At 56.1% G+C, this 23883-nt stretch carries 26 protein-coding genes and 1 riboswitch; of the genes, 19 read left to right on the top strand and 7 right to left on the bottom strand.

Going from position 1 to position 23883, the window contains the following annotated elements:
• Nucleotides 1-72 precede the first annotated feature (72 nt).
• From FD737_RS17275 to mdcH, 12 genes are all read left to right on the top strand, one after another.
• Nucleotides 73-753: a DUF2848 domain-containing protein gene (locus tag FD737_RS17275; protein WP_160834104.1), complete on the top strand. Its 681-nt coding sequence runs from the start codon at nt 73-75 to the stop codon at nt 751-753.
• 11 nt (nt 754-764) lie between these two features.
• A complete protein-coding gene (locus FD737_RS17270) occupies nt 765-2108 on the top strand; it encodes an amidase (protein ID WP_160834103.1) in 1344 nt (447 codons plus the stop codon).
• Nucleotides 2108-2743, top strand: a complete 636-nt coding sequence (locus FD737_RS17265) for a DUF4286 family protein (protein WP_202404589.1) — start codon at nt 2108-2110, stop codon at nt 2741-2743. The genes FD737_RS17270 and FD737_RS17265 overlap by 1 nt, the downstream gene beginning before the upstream one ends.
• Nucleotides 2736-4049, top strand: coding sequence for an MFS transporter (locus FD737_RS17260; RefSeq protein ID WP_160834102.1), 1314 nt, complete (start codon nt 2736-2738; stop codon nt 4047-4049). The genes FD737_RS17265 and FD737_RS17260 overlap by 8 nt, the downstream gene beginning before the upstream one ends.
• 271 nt (nt 4050-4320) lie before the next feature.
• On the top strand, nt 4321-5976 hold the full coding sequence (gene mdcA / locus FD737_RS17255) for a malonate decarboxylase subunit alpha (RefSeq protein WP_160834101.1): 1656 nt from the start codon (nt 4321-4323) through the stop codon (nt 5974-5976).
• The gene (locus tag FD737_RS17250; RefSeq protein WP_097118797.1) at nt 5976-6827 is read left to right on the top strand and encodes a triphosphoribosyl-dephospho-CoA synthase; all 852 of its coding nucleotides are present in this window, start codon (nt 5976-5978) and stop codon (nt 6825-6827) included. Before mdcA ends, FD737_RS17250 begins: the two co-directional genes overlap by 1 nt.
• Nucleotides 6828-6840: 13 nt before the next feature.
• Nucleotides 6841-7140, top strand: coding sequence for a malonate decarboxylase acyl carrier protein (gene mdcC, locus FD737_RS17245; protein ID WP_160834100.1), 300 nt, complete (start codon nt 6841-6843; stop codon nt 7138-7140).
• Nucleotides 7133-7969 carry a biotin-independent malonate decarboxylase subunit beta gene (locus tag FD737_RS17240; protein WP_160834099.1) on the top strand — a complete coding sequence of 279 codons (837 nt, stop codon included), beginning with the start codon at nt 7133-7135 and terminating at the stop codon, nt 7967-7969. The genes mdcC and FD737_RS17240 overlap by 8 nt, the downstream gene beginning before the upstream one ends.
• Nucleotides 7966-8766, top strand: coding sequence for a biotin-independent malonate decarboxylase subunit gamma (gene mdcE / locus FD737_RS17235; protein ID WP_160834098.1), 801 nt, complete (start codon nt 7966-7968; stop codon nt 8764-8766). The genes FD737_RS17240 and mdcE overlap by 4 nt, the downstream gene beginning before the upstream one ends.
• A 140-nt stretch (nt 8767-8906) precedes the next feature.
• Nucleotides 8907-9866 (top strand): AEC family transporter, encoded by a 960-nt coding sequence (locus FD737_RS17230; RefSeq protein ID WP_058961684.1) that lies wholly within the window; start codon nt 8907-8909, stop codon nt 9864-9866.
• Nucleotides 9867-9868: 2 nt separating this feature from the next.
• Nucleotides 9869-10477 carry a malonate decarboxylase holo-ACP synthase gene (locus FD737_RS17225; protein WP_160834164.1) on the top strand — a complete coding sequence of 203 codons (609 nt, stop codon included), beginning with the start codon at nt 9869-9871 and terminating at the stop codon, nt 10475-10477.
• A complete protein-coding gene (mdcH, locus tag FD737_RS17220) occupies nt 10474-11373 on the top strand; it encodes a malonate decarboxylase subunit epsilon (RefSeq protein WP_160834097.1) in 900 nt (299 codons plus the stop codon). Before FD737_RS17225 ends, mdcH begins: the two co-directional genes overlap by 4 nt.
• Here the strand turns inward: mdcH and FD737_RS17215 are convergent.
• The 7 genes from FD737_RS17215 to FD737_RS17185 all read right to left on the bottom strand — a co-directional run bounded on the left by FD737_RS17215 (nt 11355) and on the right by FD737_RS17185 (nt 18080).
• On the bottom strand, nt 11355-12302 hold the full coding sequence (locus FD737_RS17215; RefSeq protein WP_097118803.1) for a LysR family transcriptional regulator: 948 nt from the start codon (nt 12300-12302) through the stop codon (nt 11355-11357). The two genes, mdcH and FD737_RS17215, sit on opposite strands and share 19 nt — an antisense overlap.
• A gap of 97 nt (nt 12303-12399) precedes the next feature.
• Nucleotides 12400-13773: a Fic family protein gene (locus tag FD737_RS17210; protein ID WP_202404588.1), complete on the bottom strand. Its 1374-nt coding sequence runs from the start codon at nt 13771-13773 to the stop codon at nt 12400-12402.
• A 256-nt stretch (nt 13774-14029) separates the two neighbouring features.
• Entirely contained in the window at nt 14030-14875 is an 846-nt protein-coding gene (locus tag FD737_RS17205) for a metal ABC transporter permease (RefSeq protein ID WP_160834096.1), read from the bottom strand.
• Complete coding sequence (gene sitC / locus FD737_RS17200; protein ID WP_097118805.1) at nt 14868-15731, bottom strand: iron/manganese ABC transporter permease subunit SitC; 864 nt, start codon at nt 15729-15731, stop codon at nt 14868-14870. The genes FD737_RS17205 and sitC overlap by 8 nt, the downstream gene beginning before the upstream one ends.
• Nucleotides 15715-16500 (bottom strand): manganese/iron ABC transporter ATP-binding protein, encoded by a 786-nt coding sequence (locus FD737_RS17195; RefSeq protein WP_160834095.1) that lies wholly within the window; start codon nt 16498-16500, stop codon nt 15715-15717. The genes sitC and FD737_RS17195 overlap by 17 nt, the downstream gene beginning before the upstream one ends.
• Complete coding sequence (locus FD737_RS17190; protein WP_237448821.1) at nt 16497-17366, bottom strand: metal ABC transporter substrate-binding protein; 870 nt, start codon at nt 17364-17366, stop codon at nt 16497-16499. The genes FD737_RS17195 and FD737_RS17190 overlap by 4 nt, the downstream gene beginning before the upstream one ends.
• A 276-nt stretch (nt 17367-17642) precedes the next feature.
• A complete protein-coding gene (locus FD737_RS17185; RefSeq protein WP_034830445.1) occupies nt 17643-18080 on the bottom strand; it encodes a 6,7-dimethyl-8-ribityllumazine synthase in 438 nt (145 codons plus the stop codon).
• 164 nt (nt 18081-18244) lie between these two features.
• A riboswitch (TPP riboswitch) is annotated at nt 18245-18364 on the top strand.
• A 115-nt stretch (nt 18365-18479) separates the two neighbouring features.
• Between FD737_RS17185 and FD737_RS17180 the strand changes: the two genes are divergently transcribed.
• The 7 genes from FD737_RS17180 to FD737_RS17150 are packed head-to-tail and all read left to right on the top strand — an operon-like array spanning nt 18480 to nt 23715.
• Nucleotides 18480-19424 (top strand): FAD-dependent oxidoreductase, encoded by a 945-nt coding sequence (locus FD737_RS17180; protein WP_160834093.1) that lies wholly within the window; start codon nt 18480-18482, stop codon nt 19422-19424.
• Nucleotides 19408-19605 carry a sulfur carrier protein ThiS gene (gene thiS, locus FD737_RS17175; RefSeq protein WP_034830370.1) on the top strand — a complete coding sequence of 66 codons (198 nt, stop codon included), beginning with the start codon at nt 19408-19410 and terminating at the stop codon, nt 19603-19605. The genes FD737_RS17180 and thiS overlap by 17 nt, the downstream gene beginning before the upstream one ends.
• A gap of 3 nt (nt 19606-19608) precedes the next feature.
• A complete protein-coding gene (locus FD737_RS17170) occupies nt 19609-20367 on the top strand; it encodes a thiazole synthase (RefSeq protein ID WP_097118810.1) in 759 nt (252 codons plus the stop codon).
• A gap of 9 nt (nt 20368-20376) precedes the next feature.
• Nucleotides 20377-21342: a HesA/MoeB/ThiF family protein gene (locus FD737_RS17165; RefSeq protein WP_160834092.1), complete on the top strand. Its 966-nt coding sequence runs from the start codon at nt 20377-20379 to the stop codon at nt 21340-21342.
• Nucleotides 21339-22052 (top strand): ABC transporter ATP-binding protein, encoded by a 714-nt coding sequence (locus tag FD737_RS17160; RefSeq protein ID WP_097118812.1) that lies wholly within the window; start codon nt 21339-21341, stop codon nt 22050-22052. The genes FD737_RS17165 and FD737_RS17160 overlap by 4 nt, the downstream gene beginning before the upstream one ends.
• Complete coding sequence (locus FD737_RS17155) at nt 22036-22770, top strand: ABC transporter permease (RefSeq protein ID WP_160834091.1); 735 nt, start codon at nt 22036-22038, stop codon at nt 22768-22770. The genes FD737_RS17160 and FD737_RS17155 overlap by 17 nt, the downstream gene beginning before the upstream one ends.
• Nucleotides 22771-22779: 9 nt before the next feature.
• Nucleotides 22780-23715 (top strand): ABC transporter substrate-binding protein, encoded by a 936-nt coding sequence (locus FD737_RS17150; RefSeq protein WP_160834090.1) that lies wholly within the window; start codon nt 22780-22782, stop codon nt 23713-23715.
• The last annotated feature ends 168 nt before the right edge of the window (nt 23716-23883 follow it).

The raw sequence follows: 23883 nt of genomic DNA, 5'->3' as shown, positions 1-23883 counted from the left end.
ATCTGGCATGAAAATCGCTAGTTTGAAAACACAGTGAAATTTCACAGTGATTTTTCAAATGGAGATCATCACATGCACCTTCAGTTCACAACCGGCGATAAAGCCGCTAGCACGCTCGATGTCGAGGTTTCCCATTTCATTATTGCGGGTTGGGCCGGACGCGATAGTGATGCGGTGTTGCACCATATCAGGGAGCTTGAGGCACTGGGTGTGCCCGCTCCCGGTGCAGTACCGTTGTTTTACCGCGTTGCGACCAATCAACTGAGCCAAGAGCCACTGCTGGAAGTGGTCGGCGATGAAACCTCCGGGGAAGCTGAGCCCTTTGTGTTTTTCCATCGGGGCGAATGGTGGGTCTCCCTCACTTCAGATCACACCGATCGTTATCTGGAAACCTTCAGCGTTGCCCTTTCCAAACAGGCCTGTATTAAACCGGTTGCCAGCAAAGCCTGGCGCATGAGCGAGGTGGTTGAGCACTGGGATACGCTGGAGCTGACCTCGTGGATAAAAGAGCAGGGCGAATGGGTTGTTTATCAGCAGGGCACGCTGGCCTCATTACTCACGCCGCAAGATCTACTGGCCCGCTATCTGAACGGCAACACCGCACAAGAAGGATTGGCAATGTCCTGCGGCACGCTGGGTGCGATTGGCGGTATTCGACCTTCCAGCGAATTTCGCATGGCGTTGCACGACCCGCGCCTGAATCGCACGCTTGAACACGCTTACTGCACTGGCGCGCTGCCAGTGGTCGCTTAAGGAGCATGCTAATGACCACACTCTGGCAAGCAAGTCAGCAGCTTCAGGCAGGTAATGCGTCTCCTGAAGCTTTTACTGAATCGGCATTGCGCGCAGCGCAGGATCCGTCAAAAGAGGGGGATCTTGTTTTCACCACCCGCTATGCCACCCAGGCCGCTCAACAGTCAACAGCAGCGAGTGCGCGCTGGCAAACACAGCAAGCCTTCAGTGCTATTGATGGGCTGCCTGTCAGCATCAAAGATCTCTTTGATGTGCAAGGCGAGCCAACCACGGCGGGTTCACATTTGCTCCTGAATGCAGAACCGGCAGCAGCGAATGCCCACGTGGTTGATCGCTTACATCAGGCTGGGGCGGCGATTATCGGTAAAACCAACATGACCGAATTTGCCTTTTCCGGGCTGGGTATCAATCCGCATTACGGCACACCGGCTAATCCGTGGCGTCGCGAAGACAAACGCATTCCGGGCGGTTCTTCTTCTGGTGCAGCTGTCGCCGTGGCAGACGGCATGTGCCTGGGCGCTATCGGTACTGACACCGGTGGATCGGTGCGTATTCCTGCTGCGCTGTGCGGCTTGACCGGCTTTAAACCCACCGCGAATCGCATCAATCAGGCGGGTACGTTACCGCTCTCTGCCTCGCTCGACAGCATCGGCGTGATTGCCCATGACGTGCGCAGCTGCTGGCTGCTGGACAGCGTCATCGCGGAACAGCCGCTTGAACTCCAGCAGGTGGAGTTACGCAGTGCTCGTTTCGCTATCCCGCAGACCCGCGTGCTGGAGGGACTCGACGAAGACGTTGCGCAAGCCTGGAAAAATGCCATCGAAGCACTGGAACAGGCCGGTGCCACCCTGGTTGCACTGCCGCTTGAAGAGCTTGATGAGTTGAACAGTATGAATGCGCGTGGCGGCATTACCGCTTACGAGGCATGGCAATGGCATCAACAATCCGCACTGGCGCAACCCGAAGCTTACGATCCTCAAGTGTTAGCGCGTGTGCAGCGCGGCAGTTTGCTGACGGAGCAAGATGCCCGTGAACTTCATCAACAGCGCAAAGCGTGGCAGCACCGCATTAATAGCGCGCTGGCAGACTTTGACGCCTTACTCATGCCCACCGTTCCGCGTATCGCACCGACCCTCGCTTCTCTGGAGGATGCGCAGCAGTACATGGAGGTCAACGCGCTGATGCTGCGTAACACCAGCGTAATCAACATGCTGGACGGCTGTGCACTCTCTTTACCCTGCCATCAAACCGGTAGTGCGCCGGTTGGCCTAAGCCTTGCTTCTGTTCATGGTGATGACGCCCGCTTAATCAGCTGGTCGCTCGCCGTGGAAACTGCCCTCAACTGGAGATCCTGATGATGACTCAATCCCACGGCATGCTGTTTGTCGCCACTAACATTGGCGCTGAAGACGAAGCGGACTTCAACCAATGGTATGACCATGAACATGTAGAAGAGCGCGTCGCGATTCGTGGCTTCTTAAGCGGAACGCGCTATCAGGCTATCCATGCCAAGCGCAAATATCTTGGCCTGTATGAAACCGAGGCGCTGGAAGCCTTTACCAGTGCGGATTATCACGCAGCCTTCACTCGCCAGACCGAATGGTCAGTGAAAAATCTGCAAAAGATGGTTAATCCAATGCGTCGGGTCAGCGCGATCACCCATAAGCATGGCAAAGGGACCGGCAGCCATCTGGCGGTGGTGACGCTGAAAGCGCTGGATGCCAGCGTGTTGACTGCGTGGCAGCAGCAAATTAGCCATACCCCGGGCTATGTTGCCTCCAATTTACTGACCCCGGATGTGGCGCTCAGTTCTCCGTTGCCGATGGAGAGTAAAGGACAGCGGCAGATGCTACCGATGCTACTGATTCACTGCAGTGACGCATCAAGCTGTGACCAGTTGGCCGCACACGCGGCGGAATTGATGACCGGCGATGTTCAACGCTATGCCTTTAGCTGGCAGTTAACTAAACAGGAGTTGGCACATGGCTAATACAGACTCTTCATTGCAGCAGACGGTGCGTGATAAGCGCACGGCTTCGAAAACCGGGCGCCTGGCCGCTGCCAGTTCCATCGGCACCGCGCTGGAATGGTACGACTTCACCGTCTACAACATTATGGCGGCACTGGTGTTTAACCATGTGTTCTTCCCCAGTTTTGATCCGCTGGTTGGCACCATTCTGGCGTTTTCGACCTATGCGGTAGGTTACATTTCACGTCCGCTGGGCGGTTTTGTGTTTGGTCATCTGGGGGATGTCGCAGGGCGCAAAGCCGTGTTGATCATCACGCTGGTGATCATGGGCGTCACCACCGCCTTAATGGGCTTGCTGCCAGGCTATGCGGTGTGGGGCATCTGGAGTCCGGTGCTGTTGGTCGCGCTGCGTTTTGTGCAGGGTATTGCACTGGGCGGTGAATGGGCGGGTGCCGTTTTACTGTCGATGGAGCACGGTGATGCTGATAAACGTGGGCGTAATGCATCTTTTGCACAGGTGGGGCCTTCCTGCGGAACCTTGATTGGCACCGGGTTTATCACCCTGGTGACGGTGATGATGAGCGGCGATCAGTTCCAGGCATGGGGCTGGCGCATTCCGTTCCTGCTGAGTCTGCTGCTGGTGCTATTTGGATTGTGGCTGCGTCGTGGCGTGGAAGAGACACCGACCTTTGTCGCGATGCAGGTTGCGGAAAAAACGACGCATACGCCACTGAAAGAGGTGTTTGTCAACTATTCGAAACAGCTGCTGATTGCGGGGGGATCACGTATCGGTTCTGATGTACTGTACGCGCTGGTGGTGGTGTTTACCCTGACCTATGTCACCACCGTGCTGCAACTGCCACGCCCTTTGGCTTTGATGGCTACGATGTTAGGTGCAATAGGGAATGCGATCACCGTCCCGATGTTTGGCGCGCTATCTGATAAATGGGGACGCCGCCCGGTGTACATCACTGGCGCAGTGTTGGCGATCATCTGGTCATTCGTGTTCTTCGTGCTCCTGGACAGCACGCAGCCGGTGCTGATTGTGCTGGCGGTGATAGGGGGTCTGCTGATCCACGCAATCATGTATGGCCCACAAGCCGCGTTCGTCACTGAACAGTTTCCCAGCCACGTTCGCTATGCCGGGTCATCACTGGCTTACACGCTGGCCGGTATTGTCGGTGGAGGGTTTGCGCCGTTGATTATTACTACGCTGTATAAAGAAATGGGCAGCACGCTGTGGGTGTCGCTGTACGTTACGCTGGCGCTGCTGATCACGCTGTTTGCCGTGTGGAAGGCAAAAGAGACGGCACATAAGCCGTTGTAACTAAGTGGATTACGGCAGTCATTGAGTGTGGGTGGCCTTAGGGCCGCCCACAGCTACCTGACATTATTCATATCTCCACCCCTTACTCCTCCCAAAGCAGCGGTACACAATTCTCCCCACCAATCGTTGACCAACCGCAAATTTCTGTCATCTCAATCATTACTCTCAGGCTAACGATCCCACCTTCAGGTTGATTGATGGCATCACCGCTTAAGACCACACTTTCCTGCGTTGACGTAATCAAGCGATTCGCTCATTCAGGAGGTTAGTCATGTCATCAGGACAACAAACGGCGCGGGTGTGGAATACGCGCCGTACCGAGAAACAACGGCGACAGGCGTCGTTGCCGGTGCAGGGCAAAGTATTACCCACCGATCAAATGGTTGAGATGCTGGAAAAATTAATCTCGCCTGGCGACCGCGTCGTACTGGAAGGCAATAACCAAAAACAGGCCGATTTCCTCTCACGTATGTTGGCCGAGGTTAACCCGAAAAAGGTGCACAATCTGCATATGATCATGCCGAGCGTGGGTCGCAGTGAACACCTCGACATCTTTGAAAAAGGCATCGCCCGCAAGCTCGATTTCTCCTTTTCCGGCACGCAAAGTCTGCGTATTTCGCAGCTACTGGAAGACGATCAGCTGGAAATCGGCGCGATTCATACCTACATCGAACTCTACTCTCGCCTCTACGTAGACCTCGCACCGAATGTCGCGCTGATCGCCGGATACAAAGCTGACCGTAAAGGCAATCTCTACACCGGGCCAAGTACCGAAGACACGCCAGCACTGGTCGAAGCGGCTGCTTTCCACGACGGGATTGTGATCGCGCAGGTTAACGAACTGGTGGACGACGAGTGTGATCTGCCGCGCGTGGATATTCCTGGTTCGTGGATCGACTATGTAGTAGTAGCTGACAAACCCTTCTTTATCGAACCGCTGTTTACCCGCGACCCGCGTCTGATCAAACAGGAACACATCCTGATGGCGATGATGGCGATCAAAGGCATCTACGCCAAACATCAGGTGCAATCGCTCAATCATGGCATTGGTTTCAACACTGCCGCCATCGAATTGCTGCTGCCAACCTACGGTGAGCAACTCGGTCTGAAAGGCAAAATTTGTAAACACTGGACGCTGAACCCGCACCCCACCTTAATTCCCGCCATCGAAAGCGGCTGGGTCGAGAGTGTGCACTGCTTCGGTGGTGAACTGGGGATGGAAGAGTACATCCGCGCGCGCCCGGATATCTTTTTCACCGGGGCCGATGGTTCGATGCGCTCTAACCGCGCCATGTGCCAGCTGGCAGGTCAGTATGCCGTCGATATGTTTATCGGCTCAACGCTGCAAATCGATGGCCTGGCAAATTCCTCAACGGTTACGCGCGGTCGCCTTTCTGGCTTCGGTGGTGCGCCAAATATGGGCCACGATCCGCACGGTCGTCGCCATGCCACTGCCGCCTGGCTGGCAATGAAAAATGGCGAAGATGCCATGGAACGCGGCCGCAAGCTGGTGGTGCAGATGGTGGAAACCTTCCAGGCAGGCGTGAAGCCGACCTTCGTAGAAAAACTCGATGCCATTGAAGTGGCGAAAAACTCTGGAATGCCGCTGGCGCCGGTAATGATCTATGGCGATGACGTCACGCATGTGCTGACCGAAGAAGGTATTGCCTATCTGTATCGCGCGCAGGATCTCGAAGAGCGCCGGGCGATGGTGGCGGCGGTGGCCGGAATTACCGATATCGGTCTGGGCGTGGATGCCAAACGCGTCGCTGAACTGCGTCGTAGCGGCAAAGTGGTGTTCCCGGAAGATCTTGGGATTCGCCGATCTGATGCCACGCGTTCGCTGCTGGCGGCCGGTAGCGTGGCCGACCTGGTCGAATGGTCTGATGGCCTTTACAACCCACCGGCAAAATTCCGGAGCTGGTAATGAAACGACTTGCGCCGCAATCGGTTGAAAGCCACCTGCATCAACTGGCACAGCACGCCACCGATTGCCTGATCGAAGAAGTGAACCTGACGCCCAAGCCGGGGCTGGTGGATCGTCGCGGCAGCGGCGCACATCAGGATCTCTCGCTGGCGCTGATGGAGCGTTCTGCCCGCAGCCTGACCCCGACCTTTTATGCGCTGGCGCAACAGTGCTGGCAGCGTCCAGCGGATATCGCACTGCGCGAAACCGTGGGCCGCCTTGGTCGCGAAGGGGAGCGTCAGATGATGGCTGCCACCGACGGGGTGAATACCCATCGTGGCGCGATCTGGGCATTGGGTTTGCTGGTCAGCGCGGCGGCGATGCGCGGCGGTGAGGCAAGCAGCGATCAACTCTGCACTCGTGCCGCTGAACTGGCTTGTTTACCGGATCGCCACGCACCCAAAACCTTCAGTAAAGGGTTACGTGCCGTGCATCGCTTTCAGGTGCCGGGCGCACGTGAAGAAGCGCAACAGGGCTTTCCGCATATCACGCAGCTGGCATTGCCGCAGTTGCAGCGCAGTCGAGAAGCCGGGGCCGATGAAACCGAGGCGCGGCTTGATGCGTTGATGGCGATTCTTACCTCGCTCAGTGACACCTGCGTGCTCAACCGCTCAGGCATGAACGGTTTGCTGACCTTACAACGTGGTGCGCACGCGGTGTTACAGGCGGGTGGTACTGCGCACATAGCGGGTCGTCAGGCTTTACAACAACTAGATAGCGCGATGCTGGCGCTGAATGCGTCTCCCGGCGGCGCGGCTGATTTACTCGCCGCCACGCTGTTTATCGATCGCGTCAGCATCGCCACTCATTGATTAAGAGGTTGCTATGGAAAAGATAACGTTGTCTTACCCGGCACGTCGCACGCTTAGCGGAAATGCGCTGGCGGGCGTAGTGGGATCGGGTGATATGGAAGTGCTGTACCGCGCGGATAACAGCGCCTTGCTCAGCGTGGCGATCACCACCTCGGTGGATAACAGCAAAGCGCGTTGGGATGCGTTGTTCAGCCGCCTGGCGGAACTGACTGAGCTACCGGCGGGCCAACTGGTGATCCACGATTTTGGTGCCACGCCGGGCGTTGCGCGTATTCGCATCGAACAGGTGTTTGAGGAGGTGAACCATGCGTGATGACAGCAGCTTTATCGAATTACGCGCCCGTCAGCGTGCGCTGGCATTGCTGGACAGCGGCAGTGCGCGCGAACTGCTCGATCCGTTCGAAGGCGTGATGTCTCCCTGGCTGGAGAAACAGGGCATTGTGCCACAAGCCGATGACGGCATGGTGGTGATGAAAGGCACGCTTAACGGCAATCCCACCGTGGTAATTGCCATTGAAGGCACCTTCCAGGGCGGCAGCATGGGGGAAGTCTCCGGCGCAAAAATGGCCGGTGCGCTGGAGTTGGCGGCTGAAGACAATCGCAACGGCATTCCAACCCAGGCCATTCTGTGTCTGGAAACCGGCGGCGTGCGCTTGCAGGAAGCCAATTTGGGGCTGGCGGCGATTGCGGATATTCACGCCGCCATCGTCGATCTGCGTCAATACACACCGGTGATTGGCATTGTTGCCGGGACCGTTGGCTGCTTTGGCGGAATGTCGATTGCCGCCGCGCTGTGCAGCCATTTGATTGTGACGCGTGAAGCACGTCTGGGATTGAATGGCCCGCAGGTGATTGAGCAGGAAGCGGGCATTGATGAGTATGACTCGCGTGACCGCCCATTTATCTGGAGCATGACCGGTGGCGAGATTCGCTATCAAAGCGGGCTGGTCGATGCGCTGGTGTCAGACGGTGTCCAGGCGATGAAAACGGCAGTGGATGCAGCGTTGGCGCAAGGGGTTCCGGCACAGCATCGCAGTGAAAACTATGCATTTTATCTTGAGCGTTTAAGCCATTTCGATACCGCTCAACAGGCCAGCACAGCCACCATTCATCAGGTCTTCCATCCGGAGGTGAAATCATGAGCGCACACAACAGTCGGGGTGAGCTGTGGCTCAGCCAGTTAACCGGCGGCGCTGCCAGCCACACAGGGCTTTGCCCGTCCGTGCAGGTCGCGGATGCCGAACTTAATGGCGAAACCGCTCGTTTCATTGCTGTCGTTCCGGATGCGCACAATCGCTATCCACGCGCTGGGCAAGGCGAAGTCGGTTTGCTGGAAGGCTGGACGCTGGCAAAAGTGGTGCAAGAGACCATTGCGGAAGACGCCGCAAACGCAGTGAAGCGACCCATCATTGCGGTGATTGATGTGCCAAGTCAGGCTTATGGCCGCCGTGAAGAGGGCTTTGGTATTCATCAGGCACTGGCGGGCGCTGTGGGCGCTTATGCACAAGCGCGTCTGGCCGGGCATCCGGTGATTGGGCTGATCGTGGGTAAGGCAATGTCCGGCGCGTTTCTGGCGCACGGTTATCAGGCCAATCGACTGATCGCGTTTAACGACCCGGCCGTGCAGGTGCACGCCATGGGTAAAGCCTCGGCGGCGCGTATCACCCTGCGTACCGTGGAAGCGCTGGAGAAACTTGCTGCCAGCGTACCGCCGATGGCCTATGACATCGGTAATTACGCCACGCTCGGCCTGTTGTCATCTCTGCTGGACATCACCCATCCGGATGCGCCGACGGCCGAAGAGATCACGCGTGTTAAAGCCACGCTGGCGGAAGCGATTGACGATACGCGCCGTGTGCCGGGTCGAGGTTCGCGCCTGGCGGCACCGAATCGTCAAAGCTCGGCACTGGTGCGCGAACGTCTGCGCGCCAGTTGGTAATACCCTAATAATAAAAAGCATTAAATCAACCTGCCGGCTGTCAGTATGCCGGACGCACGCGGCGTCCGGCCTCTGCGGCAACTGATAAATTCAACACCATCGCGTCAGTACTCACTCTTTTAATAACAAACAGGTGATTTATGACTTACGTGATTCTGCATGCTCTGGCTCCGATCTTCATTATCATGTTGCTCGGATTCTGGGCCGGCAAAGCCAAAATGGTTGATAACAAGAACGTCTCTTTGCTCAATATTTTTGTGATGGATTTTGCGCTGCCCGCCGCGTTGTTTAGCGCCACGGTACAAACGCCGTGGAGCGGGATTGTGGCGCAGATGCCGCTGATTGTGGTGCTGACGCTGGCGATGTGGGTGGCCTACGCGGTGCTCTATTTTGTTGCCACTAAAATCTTCAAAAAGTCGCCACAGGATGCGGCTGTATTGACGCTGACTGTGGCGTTGCCTAATTACGCAGCGCTAGGTTTGCCCATCCTTGGCAGCGTGGTAGGAGAAGGTTCGGCGACATCGCTCTCTGTTGCCGTCTCCATTGCCTGCGGTTCAGTGCTGATGACCCCCTTCTGCCTGCTGATTCTCGAACGTGAAAAAGCGCGTACCGCCGGGGAAACACAGCGTTCAACGCTGGCGATGCTGCCGGTGTTGATGTGGCGTTCGGTGAAAAAACCGATTGTGCTGGGACCGCTATTGGGCGTGGTGCTGTCAGCCATTGGCATCAAAATGCCGGATTTGGTGCTGGCCGCGATCAAACCGCTCGGTCTGGCTGCCACCGCCGCCGCACTGTTCCTGACCGGGGTGATCCTCTCGGCACGTCAGCTGAAAATCAACAGCATGGTGATCAGCTCGACAGTGACCAAACTGCTGATCCAACCGTTACTGGCGTGGGGCATTGTGATGTTGTTTGGTTTGCACGGCACCGTCGCGATCACCGCGATTCTGATGATTGCGCTGTCAGCCGGTTTCTTTGGTGTGGTATTTGGTAATCGCTTTGGTGTGCAGTCACCGGATGCCGAAGCGGTACTGTTACTGAGTTCGCTGCTGTCGATTGTGTCACTGCCGCTGTTTATTAGCCTAACTTCAGGAATGTAATGATGAATATCCGCCCACACGATCTGCTCTGGCTGCACGCTGATACCACGCTGCTCGACATTAAGGAAAGCTGGGTGGCGCAACAGTGGAACGCTCAGCAGCCGGTCGTGGTGCGGCGTGATGTGATGCGGCAGGATCGCATTCCGATTGGCGTGCGTGGCAGTGCACGCCATCAACGGGCGGCGGGATGGGTGCGGGAGCAGGATGTGCTGCGGATTGATACACCGGAGGGGCTACTGGCGCATGCAAGCGATTCTGTGTTTCGCGCATTACCCACGGTTGAGGCAGTGATGAAACTTCATCAGCAGCGCTGGTCATGGTCGTGGGGCGTGACCGGCAGCACGGGATTCGCTCTGGCGACCGGGTTGCCGGTGCTGCATGCCACGAGCGATCTCGACCTGTTAATTCGCGCACCGTTGCCGTTGCAGGCGGAGGAATTTAAGGCCTGGCAGCAGCAACTTGCACGTTTACCCTGTCGTGCAGATACCCAGATAGAAACGCCGGTGGGGGCGTTCGCGCTTAATGAGTGGCTGCGTGAGGGGCGCGTGTTGTTAAAAACCGCGCGCGGTCCCCGTCTGACACATCTTCCCTGGACGGAGGAAATCGAATGAAAACCCTGTTCACTTTTCCGGGACAAGGCACGCAACGGCCTGCCATGTTGCAGTCGCTGCCACGCGATAAGACCTGGCAGGTGGCGCATCAGGTACTGGGTGATGACCTGTTGCAGCTCGATTCGGCTACCGCACTGCAACATACGCGCGCAGTGCAGCTGGCGCTGCTGATTGCGGGCGTGTCGGCGGCGCGCCAGCTAATCGCCAGCGGCGTGCAACCCGCGATGGTGTGTGGTCTGTCGATCGGTGCGTATCCTGCGGCGGTGATCGCCGGTGCTTTGGATTTTGCCGATGCTCTCCAACTGGTGACACTGCGCGGTGAACTGATGGAGCAGGCGTATCCGCAGGGCTATGGTTTGACGGCGATCAGTGGTATGACGCTGGCACAAGTCGAAGCGCTGGTGGATGGGCAAACCAGTTTTATCGCCAACATCAATGCTGAAACACAGATTGTGATAGCGGGTAGTGACAGTGCCATGGCGGCAGTGGCGCAGCAGGCGCTGGCGCAGGGGGCACAGCGAGCGCAGCGGCTGGCGATCAGCGTGCCTTCACACTGTGCACTACTAGATAGCCCCGCGCAGCAACTCAAAGCCGCTATCGATAAGGTCAGGTTGCAACGTCCACAATTCGCTTATCTCAGCGGCAGCAGCGCCCGCGTTCTCTGGCAGCCGGAACGGATTGCTGACGATCTGGCGATGAACATGGCGCGCAGCGTGCGCTGGCATGACGCGATGGTGGCGGCGAAAGAACGCGAAGTGCGTCTGGTGATTGAGATGCCGCCCGGTGAAGTGCTGACGGGCTTAACGCGCAGCGTGCAGTGTCAGGGCGAATGTATTGCCCTTGAGCGCAGCGGCGCTGAACTGGCGCTGCGTCTGTTTCAGCGGCTGGCGCGCTGAACCTTTTCCTGCAAACTCAGGGCGAACATACGCCCTTCAGCCACCAGTGCCAGCAGATTTGGATCATGTTCGCGGTTGCGCGGAAACACGATAGCGATCTGCTGTCGCATTTGATACGGCTCGGCTAAGCGGAGAAAACGCAGATCGTTTTCATACTGCTTACGCATCCTGCCCGGTACCAGCGAATAGCCCATGCCGGCCTGCACCAGACTGAGCATCGAGAAGATGTCATTCACGCGCGTGACGATGTTGGGTTCAAAACCGGCCACGTGGCAGGCTTCCTGAAAACCGGCAAAGGTGGCAAAACCTTCGGCTAGCGAGACAAAGGGTTTGTCACTGTAGCTGCGCAGATCGATATCTTCCTCGCTTTTATCATCGCCACCCGCTGGCACGGCGAGGAAGATGTCATCCTGGAACAGCGCGACCTGCTCAAAAATCTTTTCATCAATCTCGGCTTCGCTGACAGAAATGATAATCGCATCCAGCTGATTGTCTTTCAGCGCGCGCAGCAGCAAATCATTAGAACCCATGGTGAGGTTGAGTTCTAACTCGGGGCGGCGCAGTTTCATTTTCATGATCAGACGCGGCACGGTTTCCAGCGACAGAGAATATAAGGTGCCCACACGCAGATGCCCCAGACCGATACCTGCAGTGCGTCGTGTTTCATCAATGCCCTGACTCAGCGTGGCCAGCGCTTCCCGGCTGTATTCCAGCAGCGTCGTAGCGGCGGGCAGTGCCACCAGGTTGCGGCCTTTATGTTCAAACAGCGGACAACGCAAACTCTCTTCCAACGTGTGCAGCGCACGATGCACGCTCACGGTGCTGATCCCCAGCGTTTCTGCCGCTCTGGCGAGGTTTTCCGTTTCCATGTAGCAGCTGAAAATCAGCAGCTTGCGGATGGTGAGATCATTGTCGAGGGTCAGTTTCATGCCGGTTTCATATCGTCATCAGAGAGGGCACTATAACGTTAAGCCGCGATGCGGGTTAGCCAAAAACGGGTATGTACGATGTATGTCGGCCTCACTACTAACCTGGCCGCCCCTGACGGATCCACTGCTCCGTTAGCGATATTGATAGACGATATCGGGCACAATTTAACGTACTCAATATGCGTAGCTCGTTCTGTAAAAGCTGCATGAATCGCGCTCTGTCTTCAGGAGCAAGATCAATTACCTGCATCGCAGAGTCAATATTCTGACCCTCTGCAACGATTAAGCGAATAGTGGTGTTTAAATCTTCTCTGTGACGAAGTCTAAACGGATCCGGAACGCCCATGGCTTCCAGTGTGACGGCATAGCGTTTGATTGAACGACGATATAAATGTTCGAACAACTCAACGGCTAAAGTCACGTCACGTTTTTCATAAATCCCCATCATCGCGTAGGCATAGCTTGTGACATCAGCATCAAGAAAGGAGAGTGGAGCACTATTGTAGATCATGAGTGGAATATTTGCGGCCAGCCTGCTGGTTCTTTTATTCCCGTCTTCAAAGGGTTGCAGATAAGCGATATTGACCCACAGGAAAAAGGCTGACTCCACAGGATTATTAATCAGCCGTGATTTTTTGATAATGATGTCGAACATTTCTTGTAACAGGAACGGTGCCTGTAGTGGAGTGTAGGTCGTTCCCGAAATATTCACGATTTTGCGTCTGATCGCTCCCAACTCGTCAGAATTTGACAATAAATCATGCATCAATAAAGCATGTAAGTTGCTGATTACCGGCCCAGTTAATCCAGATTCAGGGACTGCATCGACCAAAAACTCTATTGCCTGTTTATGATTAAGCAGCATGACGGCATCTAAATCATTTGATGCCGCGCCACTTTTGAACAGTTCTTCGGTGGCCAGCAATGAATATCGGTTTCCTTCAAGTTGAGAAGATGACCAGGACAAATCAATGAGCAATTGCTCCAGAACTTTTCGCGCGTAGGTACCTGCGGGTTGTTGCCCTGCCATTTTTCCTTCATTCATCAAGGCCAGGGCTAGCGTCTGAGGCAGTAGGAACGTTTCGTTCGGAATATAATTGTCCACGAAGCTTCGGTCATACCCGGAAATATCCCTGACTGACAGAGGTAAATTTAGATATTGATGCAATGATTGAGCTGTAGTGAGGGAAGAGGAATGATATTCAGGGGTCTTCTCCGTCACCGATGAACCGTATTGGGGTAGCTTGTTCAAGGGCGCCAGCGCGGTATACCGAGTCCCCCGTCCTACGCCGTGCCGGGTAATTTTGCTTTGACCAAGCAAAACCTCGATATGCCGTTTGATCGTAGAACGACCCACACCAAGACGGCCCGCGAGGTCACCGGAACTAAGCGAAGACTCGGCACTTGCGATAGTTGAGAGAATTTGGTGTTGAAGGTTTGAAAGATCATCTGGGGACGTTGGCTGGATCAAAATCGTATGCCTCTGGGATTAGCTTAAAATCCATAAATCAGAAATCTACCTGGCCCGTGCTTTGCACTCGCTGAAAGCTTAAGACCAGGTAGATTTGTGGCCCATATTGAACGTTAATGGTCCATGATATCGATATTTATGGCCCACACTAAACATTTACGGTCCATTATAAATATTTTACAGCCCATTTTACTCATTATCGGCCCAATAAATTAAATTTATGGCCCAATCTTGAAATTTGCGGCCCGGAATCACTTTATTTGATAGCCGCTAACCCGCGACCATTCGCTCTCTCGCGCCAGCTCACACTCACAAACGTCACCACAAATAACAGGCTATACAGCACCACGATGGTGGGGCCCGGCGCGCTATCGAGGAAGAACGACGCGTACACTCCGCAAAATCCAGTCAGGATGGCAATCAGCGCCGCCAGCAGCATGACCTGTAAGAATCGCCGCGCCAGTAGCAGTGCGATCGCTCCTGGCGCGATCAGCATGGCGATCGACAAAATCACTCCCACCGATTTCAGCGCGGCAACGATGGTGAGCGCAATTAAACACAGCAGCCCATAATGCATCACATTAGCGTTGATGCCACAGGCGCGCGCCTGTTGTGGGTCAAAGGCATGCAGCAACAGATCGCGCCATTTCACACTTAGCACCAGCACCACCAGCAGCGCAATGGCGGCGGTTTGTGCGATATCCGCCCAGCCAATACCCAGCATATCGCCGAACAGAATGTGGTCGAGATGGACTTCCGGTTTCAGTTTTAGGTAGAGCACCAGTCCGGCACCAAACATCCCCGAAAACACAATGCCCATCACGGTATCAGGCTTGATGCGGCTGTTCTGGCTGATAAAACCGTTGGCGAGCGCGCACAGCATGCCCGCGATAAAAGCGCCAATCGCAAAAGGAAAGCCGATCCACCACGCCAGCACCACGCCGGGAAATACCGCGTGACTCATGGCATCGCCGAGCAGTGACCAGCCTTTTAACACTAAAAATGCGGACAGCATGGCGCACGGCAGCGACAAAATCAGCGTGATGATCAGCGCCATATTCATAAATTCGAATTCGAAAGGACTCAGCAGTATTTCAATCATTGAGGTTGATCTCCTGCGCCAGACGAGCGCGTCGCCGGGCCGCCAGCACGCCATGTTTAGGCGCAAAGACGAACGCCAACAGGAACACCAGAGTCTGCGCCACCACGATCACGCCGCCAGTGGCACCATCAAGGAAATAGCTGCTCCACGCGCCAAGGAAGCTAGTGATGCTGCCGATAGCCACGGCAATCATCAACAAACGCGGGAAGCGATCGGTGAGCAGATAAGCGGTGGCGCCGGGTGTCACCACCAGACAAATCACCATAAAGGCGCCAACGGTTTGCAATGCGGCGACGGTGGAGGCAGCGAGCAGGGTAAAGAACAGGATCTTTAAGCCGGTGGTATTCAGCCCAAGTGAGCGCGCGTGGCTTTCATCAAAGAACGTCACCATCAAATCTTTCCACTTAAGCAGCAATAACGTCAGCGTCACCACGCCGATGGTGCCGAGCTGCCAGATATCGGCGGGCGCCACCGCGAGGATGTTGCCCAGTACGATGGTTTGAATATTGACCGACGTCGGATTGAGCGACACCAGAAAGAGCCCGATGCCGAAGAAGGAGGAGAAGATCAGTCCGATGATCGCATCCTCTTTCAGGCGCGTGCGCTGGTTAAGGAATAGCATGCTGCCTGCCGCCAGTCCGCCGGAGAGAAAGGCACCGAGTGAGAAGGGCAACCCCAGCATGTACGCGCCAGCTACGCCCGGCACTATCGAATGTGACAGCGCATCACCAATCAGCGACCAGCCTTTCAGCATCAGAAAGCAGGAAAGAAACGCGCAAATCGCCCCGACCAGCGCGGCGATCCACATCGCATTCAGCATGTATTGATAGCCAAACGGCTCAATAATCCACGACATGATCCGCCCCCGGTTGCGCGGCTATCTTCTGCAACAGTGCGGCATTGCGCTGCTGTACCTCACCGTCAAAGGTGCGTGCCAGATTGGCGGCGGTAAAGGTGCCGCGCAGCTCGCCGCTGGCTAGTACGGTGTTTTTCACCAGCACGCAGCGGTCGCAGTAATCAGGAATGGTGTTGAGGTCGTGCGTGGAGACCAGCATGGTGCGGCCCTCATCGCGCAGCTCCTGCAACAGGGCGATGATCGCCGCTTCAGTTTTGACATCGACGCCGGTGAAAGGCTCATCCAACAGGATGATTTGCCCACTCTGCGCCAGCGCACGTGCCAGGAAAACACGTTTTTTCTGCCCGCCGGAGAGTTCACCAATCTGACGATGGCGGTAATCACTCATCCCAACGCGTGCCAGCGCCTCATCCACGCGGCGTTTGTCCTCCGCACGCGGGATACGCAGCATGTTCATATAGCCGTAGCGGCCCATCATCACCACATCTTCCACCAGCACCGGGAAGCTCCAGTCCACTTCTTCCGACTGTGGCACATAGGAGACGATATTGTGTTTCAGCGCACGCTTCGCGGGCATCTCTGCCAGCGTGACCTGACCCGTCGAAAGCGGCACGAAGCCCATAATCGCCTTAAACAGTGTGGATTTCCCGGAGCCGTTGACGCCCACCAGCGCGGCGATGCTGCCCGCTGGCACGGAGAAAGATGCCTGACGCAGCGCAGTGTGACCGTTGCGGTAGGTGACGCTAACATCCTGCACGTTTAGGGTCATTTTTGGCTCCCGGCGGTGATGCCTTTGGCTACGGTATCGGTGGTCACGCGCAGCAGATCAAGGTAGGTCGGAACCGGCCCGTCACTGTTGCTGAGAGAGTCAACATACAGCACGCCGCCGTAGTGAATACCCGCTTCACGCGCGACCTGTTGGGCCGGTTTGGCGGAGATGGTGCTTTCGCTGAAGATAGTCGGGATGTGGTTGGCTCTCACCGCATCAATCACTTTGCGCACCTGTTGCGGTGTGCCTTGCTGATCGGCATTGATCGGCCAGAGATAAAGTTCTTTCAGACCCAAATCACGTGCCAGATAGGTAAAAGCGCCCTCACTGGTCACCAGCCAGCGCTGGTTTTCCGGCAGTTTTTCAATCTCCGCGCGCATCGGCGCCAGGGTTTGCTGGATTTGCGTTTTATAGCGATCCGCATTGGCCTGATAAACGGCGGCATTGGCAGGATCGTATTTTTGCAGTGCGTTACGGATGTTATCGACGTAAATCAGCGCATTGTCTGGAGACATCCAGGCATGCGGGTTGGGTTTGCCGTTGTAGGGGCCTTCGGTGATGCCCAGGGGTTCAATGCCTTCTGTCACCGTAACTTCCGGCACGCTTTTCAGGCGCTGGTAGAAGCGGCTAAACCACAGTTCCAGATTAAAACCGTTTACCAGGATTAAATCGGCACCCTGCGCGCGACGAATATCGCCGGGGGTTGGTTGGTATTCATGGATCTCCGCACCGGGCTTGGTGATGGATGTCACTTCGGCGGCATCACCTGCGACGTTCTTTGCCATGTCTGCGATCACCGTGAAAGTAGTGACCACTTTGAGTTTGTCGGCAGCAAACGCCAAAGTGCTCATCGCGAGCGTAAGCATCACAACCGATACAACGTGCCTGATCAACATAATCATCCCCTGAGAATTATAGCCTGTGCTATACATTATAGTGAATGCTATGAATGTGAAGTGTTTTTGTACACCTTTTGCTGTTTACGACAAAAATTTACGTAAGTTGAAGTAGCCGAGGAGAGTAAAGAAAGTGGCTTATGCGATTTTCGAAATAACGTAGAACATATTGTTCTTAAGGGCAGGGAGGTATTATTGAGAGCAAGAACACTTCACCACGAATAATGAAGTGTTCCTGAGAGGGAATTAATCGATCGACAAATTATGAATCGCCAGCGCAGCACGCGCGGCCTCTTTGCCTTTCTTAATAAAGTGTTCGGTATAGAAGTTTTCCAGCACATCGACCGGCTGGAAATTGTGCGGCGTCAGTGAGACAGAGAACACTGGCACATTGGTGGTCAGCTGAACGTTCATCAGGCCATCAACCACGGCTGCAGCAACGAAATCGTGACGATAGATACCGCCATCCACCACCAGCGCAGCCGCTACGATCGCGTCGTATTTGCCGGTTTCCGCTAAGCGTTTTGCCAGCAGCGGCATTTCAAATGCGCCCGGCACTTCCAGCACTTTTAATTCCGCTTCAACGTTCTGTGCTTTTAATTCTTGCTCAAAACCCACCAAAGCATTGTGCACAATCTCTTTGTGCCAACCGGCTTTAATAAAGGCAATTCTAATATTTTTCATAAGGAGTCCAACATCACCTGTAATTTCTTTGCGCTTGAAAAGTAGCAATAATGCCTTTGTATACCATATGTTACGTTTTCGATCCAGAACGTGCACGTAGCGATAAATGCCTTTATCGCATAACGAAATCCACGCTTGACGCCGAACGGCGCCTGCAATACAAATAGACGCGTCGGGGGAGTCTCGCCAAAGAGACTGAGAGGCTAAAAGCGCAATGCGCGGCTTAGCGACCCTTTGAACCTGACCCAGTTGATACTGGCGTAGGAAGACTGACAGCACCGATCCGGTGTTGTCTGGCGCAGAGGATCGCTCGCGCCCTTTCCCTCCTCCTGTATCTGCGGGTCTCAGTCAACACTGAGAGGCCGATGTGAATTCCCTTTATATCCCGGATAACCTGCTGTGAGCCGCTGGACGGTATTAGGCTGCGGCGTGGCAGGCCTGTGCGTGGCAACGCTGCTGGCTGAACGCGGCGAAGACGTCGACGTCATTGGCGACGACTCCCGCCAGGCCGCGTCGTGGTTTGCTGGCGGCATGCTTGCACCCTGGTGCGAATCCGAAAGTGCACCGCAGGAAGTGATCTCTCTCGGTCAACACGCTGCTGGCTGGTGGCAACAGCGTGTCAGCAGCGTGGCACATCAGGGAACGCTGGTGGTAGCGCCACCGCGCGATAGCCAGGAACTGACTCGCTTCGCACGCATGACCGAACAGCACCAATGGGTCGATCCCGGTGAGCTTGAACCTCTGCTGGCCGGGCGTTTTGCGCGTGGGCTGTTTTTTGCCGAGGAGGCGCATCTCGACCCGCGCCTGGCGCTCACCGAAATGCGCGAAAAGCTGTTACAGCGCGGCGTGCGTTTTGATGCACAACACCCTTCGGGTCGGGTGATTGATTGTCGTGGCATGCATGCCAAAGCCGACCTTCCGCGTCTGCGTGCGGTGCGTGGCGAGATGGTGATTCTGCACAGCGAAGAGGTGCAGTTCTCGCGTCCGATTCGTCTGTTGCATCCGCGCTTTCCGTGCTATCTGGTGCCGCGCAGTAACGGCCATTTCATGCTGGGTGCCACGATGGTGGAAAGTGACGATGACAGCGCGATCAGCGCACGCGCCTTGATGGAACTGCTCAGCGCGGCATACGCCATTCATCCTGCTCTTGCCGAAGCCCGCGTGGTGGAAAGCGGCAGCGGTTTACGTCCTGCTTATCCGGCCAACCTGCCGGAAATCCATTATCAAAACGACACTTACTATCTTAACGGCATGTATCGCCACGGTTTTCTGCTGGCGCCAATGATGGCAGAACAACTGATGCAGCGCCTTTTCGGGGAACAATCCTATGAATATTCAGCTTAACGGCCGGGCGATCCGCACTGAGGCCAGCACGCTCAGCGAATTGCTGATCGAGCAGCAAATTGATGCCGCCTGCGTTGCCAGCGCTTTCAACGGCAACTTTGTACCTAAAAGTCAGTACAGCAGCCAGCAGCTGGAAGAGGGCTGTCAGTTGGAAGTCTTGTCCCCGATGCAGGGAGGTTGAAACATGTTTTACGATTTCACTCCCCAGTCACGTTTTCTGCTTGGCACCGCGGGCTATCCATCACCGGCGATTCTGCAACAGGCCATTGCCGCCTCTGGCACGGAAATCATCACTGTGAGTTTGCGTCGTGAAGGCGCGGCGGGTGCGGCTTTTCGCGAGATGCTGACCGGGCTGGACATTCGCGTGCTACCGAATACCGCAGGCTGCCACACGGTGAAAGAGGCGGTAACCACCGCGCAGATGGCGCGCGAGCTGTTTAATACCTCGTGGATCAAACTGGAGGTAATTGGTCATGCCGACACGCTCCAACCCGATCCTTTTGCGCTGGTTGAAGCGGCACGCATCCTGTGTGCGGATGGTTTTCAGGTCTTCCCGTACACCACCGAAGATTTGATCGTCGGTGAGAAGCTGCTGGAAGCCGGTTGTGAACTGCTGATGCCGTGGGGTGCGCCGATCGGTTCCGGGCAGGGCCTGCGCAACATTGAAGGATTACGCGCGATGCGGGCATGGTTCAGCGACATCCCGTTGATAATTGATGCAGGCATCGGTGCGCCATCACAGGCCGCGCAGGCGATGGAGATGGGCTTCGATGGCATCCTGCTCAATACTGCCGTGGCGAAAGCCGGCGATCCGGTTGGCATGGCGAACGGGTTCCGTCTGGCGATTGAAGCGGGACAGGCCGCACGCAGTGCTGGTTTGATGGAGAAGCGCGATATGGCGGCAGCTTCAACACCGATCTTCGGTCTGGCGAGTTTGAGTTAAGGAGCCACCATGGATCGCTATCAACGGCAGATGATGCTGCCGGAAATCGGTGTCGAAGGTCAGCAAAAGCTGGCGGATGCGCGCGTCCTGGTGGTGGGGGCAGGCGGGTTGGGCGCTACATTACTGCCGCAGCTGGTTGGCGCAGGCGTCGGTTTTATCCGCCTGTGTGACGACGATCAAGTGGCCTTACACAATCTACATCGCCAGACGCTGTTTACGATGCAGGACATCGGTCACGGCAAGGCAGCACGGGCGCAACAGGCGCTGGTGCAACGTAATCCCGAGGTGCAGATCGAGGTGGTGCCACGGGCTATCGGCGCCAGCGATCTGCCGCACCTGCTGACGGATATCGATCTGGTGATTGATGCCGCTGATAACTTCGCGGTGACCTATCAACTCTCTGATGCCTGTCTGGCAGCGCAGATTCCTTTGATCAGCGCATCAGTATTAGGCCGTCAGGGCTATGTCGGCGGGTTCTGCGGAAGCGCGCCGAGCTATCGGGCGCTGTTTCCACGCTTACCCGCCTCTGCAGCCAACTGCAACACTGCTGGGGTAATGGGGCCGGCAGTGGCGACTTTGGGTGCAATGCAGGCGCAGATGGCACTCAGCGTGCTGTTGGATCTGCAACCTTCACCCCTCGGCAGTGTGATCAACTGTGACTTCATCAACTGGCATATGCGCGCATTTCGTTTTGACGGCGCGGAAGAGCCAGAAAACAGCGTGCCCTTTATCGATGAGCAACTGCTGACGAAAGATGATTGCATTGTCGAGTTGCGCAGTGTGGAAGAAGCCCCCGTCAGTGTAGCGAACATTGTCGAACGCATTCTGCCGCACGCCCTAGTCGATTGGCAGCCGCCGCAGGATCGGCGCATCGTGCTGGTATGTGCCAGCGGCATTCGCGCGGCGCAGGCGGCCTCGGTGTTGGAAGCGCGAGGGTTTACCCGTCTGGCAATGTTGGCGGCAAAGCGACTATGAATCCGATCGGATTTAATGACATCACCTTTAGCTGGGGCGAACAGGCGCTGTGCCAGCAACTCAATCTGCAACTGCGCGGCGGTAAAACCACGGTGCTATTAGGGCGTAGCGGCATTGGGAAAAGCACCTTATTGCGGCTGGTGGCAGGTTTGTTGCAGCCACAACAGGGCGAAATCAGTGGCTTACCGGGCAAAGTGGCGTGGATGGGGCAACAGGATCTGTTGTATCCGTGGCTGACGGTGCTGGAAAACGTGATGCTTTCCGCTCGGCTCAACGGTGAAAAACCGGACCGCGCGCGTGCGTTGGCGCTGCTTAAGCAGGTGAAGCTGAGTGAGGTGGCGCAAGCCTCACCGGATAAGCTTTCAGGCGGGATGCGGCAGCGTGTGGCACTGGCACGTACACTGTATGCCCAACGCGAAGTGGTGCTGATGGATGAGCCCTTCGCCACGCTGGATGTGATGACCAAACTCAGTCTGCAAACCCTGACTGCCATGCTGCTCAAGGGCAAAACGGTGCTGCTGGTTACGCACGATCCGCTTGAAGCCTGCCGTATGGCCGATGACATCGTGCTGTTGCATGGCCAGCCGTTAGCGGTTGAAAGCTGGCCGGTGCCTGCGGGTGATGCTCCCCGATCCCTTGATGATCCTCGCCTGCTACAGGCGCAGGGCGAACTCTTTTCCCGACTGAATCAAGATGAAAAAACTGTTTAGCGCGATCTATCTGATCTCGGTGCTGCTGTGTGGCTGGCTGCTGGCGCGGCAGCATGGCGTGCCTGACTTTTTGCTGCCTTCGCCACTGGCGGTGTTGGAGGCGTTATGGCTGCATCGCCAGCTGCTGGCGCATCACGCGCTGTTTACCCTGGCAGAGATTGTGCTGGCGCTGCTGCTGGGCGTTGGGACGGGCGTGACGCTGGCGGTCCTGATGGCAGGCAGCCAGACGCTGCGTCGCGTGCTGTTTCCGCTCGTGACCGCCAGCCAGGCGATTCCGGTGTTTGCGCTGGCGCCACTGCTGGTGTTGTGGCTGGGATTTGGCATCGCCTCCAAGGTGGTAGTCGCGGCGTTAATCGTTTTCTTCCCGCTGTGTCTGTCGCTATTTGATGGCCTGTGCCGTACGCCCTCCGGCTGGCTGGAACTGGCGGGCACGCTGAATCCTTCACGTGCGCGGATTTTCTGGCACGTGCGCTGGCCCGCAGCGCTCCCGCAGTTCTTTTCCGGTTTGCAGATGGCGGTGGTGCTGGCCCCGATTGGGGTGGTGATTGGCGAATGGGTCGGTGCCAGCAAAGGGCTGGGCTATCTGATGATGCAATCCAACGCCCGGCTGGAAACGGCCACCAGCTTTGCTGCTTTGTTGCTGTTATTGATGCTGGCGCTGCTGCTCTCCGGCGGCGTCGCATTGCTGCGTAAAAAATTCCTCTGGCACTCAACATAAGGACGTCCCTTGAACACCCTACGTAACGCGATTACCGCTTTGCTGCTGCTGGCGACCACCAGCGCGCACGCCGAACAAAAAGTTCGCCTGCTGCTCGACTGGTTTGTGAACCCTAACCATGCAGCCATTTTTGCCGCGCAGTACAGCGGCGCTTTCAAGAAGGAAGGGCTGGATGTCGAGATGATCGCCCCGGCTGATTCGGCGTCGGTGCCGCTGCTGCTGGCGGCAGGCAAGGCCGATCTGGCAATCAGCTACCAGCCGCAGCTTTACACGCTGGTGGAAAAGGACGTTCCGGTAATCCGCGTCGGCACGCTGATTGGTCAGCCGCTGAATACGCTGACCACCGTGTCCAGCGATATCCATTCGCTCAAAGATTTAGCGGGTAAAACGCTGGGTTACGCGGTGCCAGGATCGGAAGATGTGGCGATCCGCAATATGCTGAAATCGCAGGGCGTGGATGTCAATTCGGTGAAATTAATTAGCCTGAATATGGATTCCACTTCGGCGCTGCTGACGCACAAAATCGATGGCGCGATGACCATTTTCCGCAATTACGAGCTGATCGATCTCCAGGATAAGGGCGCTAAGCCGGTGGTGTTCAAACCCGAAGATTATGGTGTGCCCGCTTATGATGAGCTGATCATTCTGGCGAACAACAAGAGCGCCGCCCAGGACAAGCGTATTCCGGCATTCTTACGCGGTCTGGACGCGGGTGTGGTGTGGTTGCGTGCGCATCCGGAAGAAGCCTGGAAGGCGTTTATTAAGCAGTATCCTGAGCTGAACACCAAACTCAATCATCAGGCCTGGGAAGCGACATTGCCGCTGTTTGATGGGCACAGCGCCACCTTTGATAAAGCAAGGTATCAGGCGTTTGGTGAATATATGAAAGCCAACGGGCTGATCAAAGATGTAGCGCCGATGACGCGCTACTCGATGGAGCAGTAACCGTTTGCGGGCTGGCTAATTCGCTGGCCCGCAATACACTTTCACCTTTCATCCTTTATGCTCTAACCTGCAGAACGCAGAACGCAGAACGCAGAACGCAGAACGCAGAACGCAGAACGCAGAACGCAGAACGCAGAACGCAGAACGCAGAACGCAGAACGCAGAACG

Origin of the sequence: Pantoea sp. Seng (assembly GCF_009829935.1) — a bacterium.
GTDB classification, from domain to species: domain Bacteria; phylum Pseudomonadota; class Gammaproteobacteria; order Enterobacterales; family Enterobacteriaceae; genus Pantoea; species Pantoea communis.
Note: the sequence above shows the minus strand (reverse complement) of the source record. Positions and strands in the feature narration are given on the sequence as shown.

Excerpts from the sequence above, each read along its gene's own strand:
- FD737_RS17205 (WP_160834096.1), bottom strand. The coding sequence starts at position 14,875 with ATGATTGAAATACTGCTGAGTCCTTTCGAATTCGAATTTATGAATATG.
- FD737_RS17275 (WP_160834104.1), top strand. The coding sequence starts at position 73 with ATGCACCTTCAGTTCACAACCGGCGATAAAGCCGCTAGCACGCTCGAT.
- FD737_RS17215 (WP_097118803.1), bottom strand. The coding sequence starts at position 12,302 with ATGAAACTGACCCTCGACAATGATCTCACCATCCGCAAGCTGCTGATT.
- mdcE (WP_160834098.1), top strand. The coding sequence starts at position 7,966 with ATGAGCGCACACAACAGTCGGGGTGAGCTGTGGCTCAGCCAGTTAACC.
- sitC (WP_097118805.1), bottom strand. The coding sequence starts at position 15,731 with ATGTCGTGGATTATTGAGCCGTTTGGCTATCAATACATGCTGAATGCG.
- FD737_RS17225 (WP_160834164.1), top strand. The coding sequence starts at position 9,869 with ATGAATATCCGCCCACACGATCTGCTCTGGCTGCACGCTGATACCACG.
- FD737_RS17230 (WP_058961684.1), top strand. The coding sequence starts at position 8,907 with ATGACTTACGTGATTCTGCATGCTCTGGCTCCGATCTTCATTATCATG.
- FD737_RS17190 (WP_237448821.1), bottom strand. The coding sequence starts at position 17,366 with ATGCTTACGCTCGCGATGAGCACTTTGGCGTTTGCTGCCGACAAACTC.
- FD737_RS17160 (WP_097118812.1), top strand. The coding sequence starts at position 21,339 with ATGAATCCGATCGGATTTAATGACATCACCTTTAGCTGGGGCGAACAG.
- mdcH (WP_160834097.1), top strand. The coding sequence starts at position 10,474 with ATGAAAACCCTGTTCACTTTTCCGGGACAAGGCACGCAACGGCCTGCC.
- FD737_RS17265 (WP_202404589.1), top strand. The coding sequence starts at position 2,108 with ATGATGACTCAATCCCACGGCATGCTGTTTGTCGCCACTAACATTGGC.
- FD737_RS17195 (WP_160834095.1), bottom strand. The coding sequence starts at position 16,500 with ATGACCCTAAACGTGCAGGATGTTAGCGTCACCTACCGCAACGGTCAC.
- FD737_RS17270 (WP_160834103.1), top strand. The coding sequence starts at position 765 with ATGACCACACTCTGGCAAGCAAGTCAGCAGCTTCAGGCAGGTAATGCG.
- mdcC (WP_160834100.1), top strand. The coding sequence starts at position 6,841 with ATGGAAAAGATAACGTTGTCTTACCCGGCACGTCGCACGCTTAGCGGA.
- FD737_RS17165 (WP_160834092.1), top strand. The coding sequence starts at position 20,377 with ATGGATCGCTATCAACGGCAGATGATGCTGCCGGAAATCGGTGTCGAA.
- FD737_RS17240 (WP_160834099.1), top strand. The coding sequence starts at position 7,133 with ATGCGTGATGACAGCAGCTTTATCGAATTACGCGCCCGTCAGCGTGCG.
- thiS (WP_034830370.1), top strand. The coding sequence starts at position 19,408 with ATGAATATTCAGCTTAACGGCCGGGCGATCCGCACTGAGGCCAGCACG.
- FD737_RS17250 (WP_097118797.1), top strand. The coding sequence starts at position 5,976 with ATGAAACGACTTGCGCCGCAATCGGTTGAAAGCCACCTGCATCAACTG.
- mdcA (WP_160834101.1), top strand. The coding sequence starts at position 4,321 with ATGTCATCAGGACAACAAACGGCGCGGGTGTGGAATACGCGCCGTACC.
- FD737_RS17260 (WP_160834102.1), top strand. The coding sequence starts at position 2,736 with ATGGCTAATACAGACTCTTCATTGCAGCAGACGGTGCGTGATAAGCGC.
- FD737_RS17170 (WP_097118810.1), top strand. The coding sequence starts at position 19,609 with ATGTTTTACGATTTCACTCCCCAGTCACGTTTTCTGCTTGGCACCGCG.
- FD737_RS17155 (WP_160834091.1), top strand. The coding sequence starts at position 22,036 with ATGAAAAAACTGTTTAGCGCGATCTATCTGATCTCGGTGCTGCTGTGT.
- FD737_RS17185 (WP_034830445.1), bottom strand. The coding sequence starts at position 18,080 with ATGAAAAATATTAGAATTGCCTTTATTAAAGCCGGTTGGCACAAAGAG.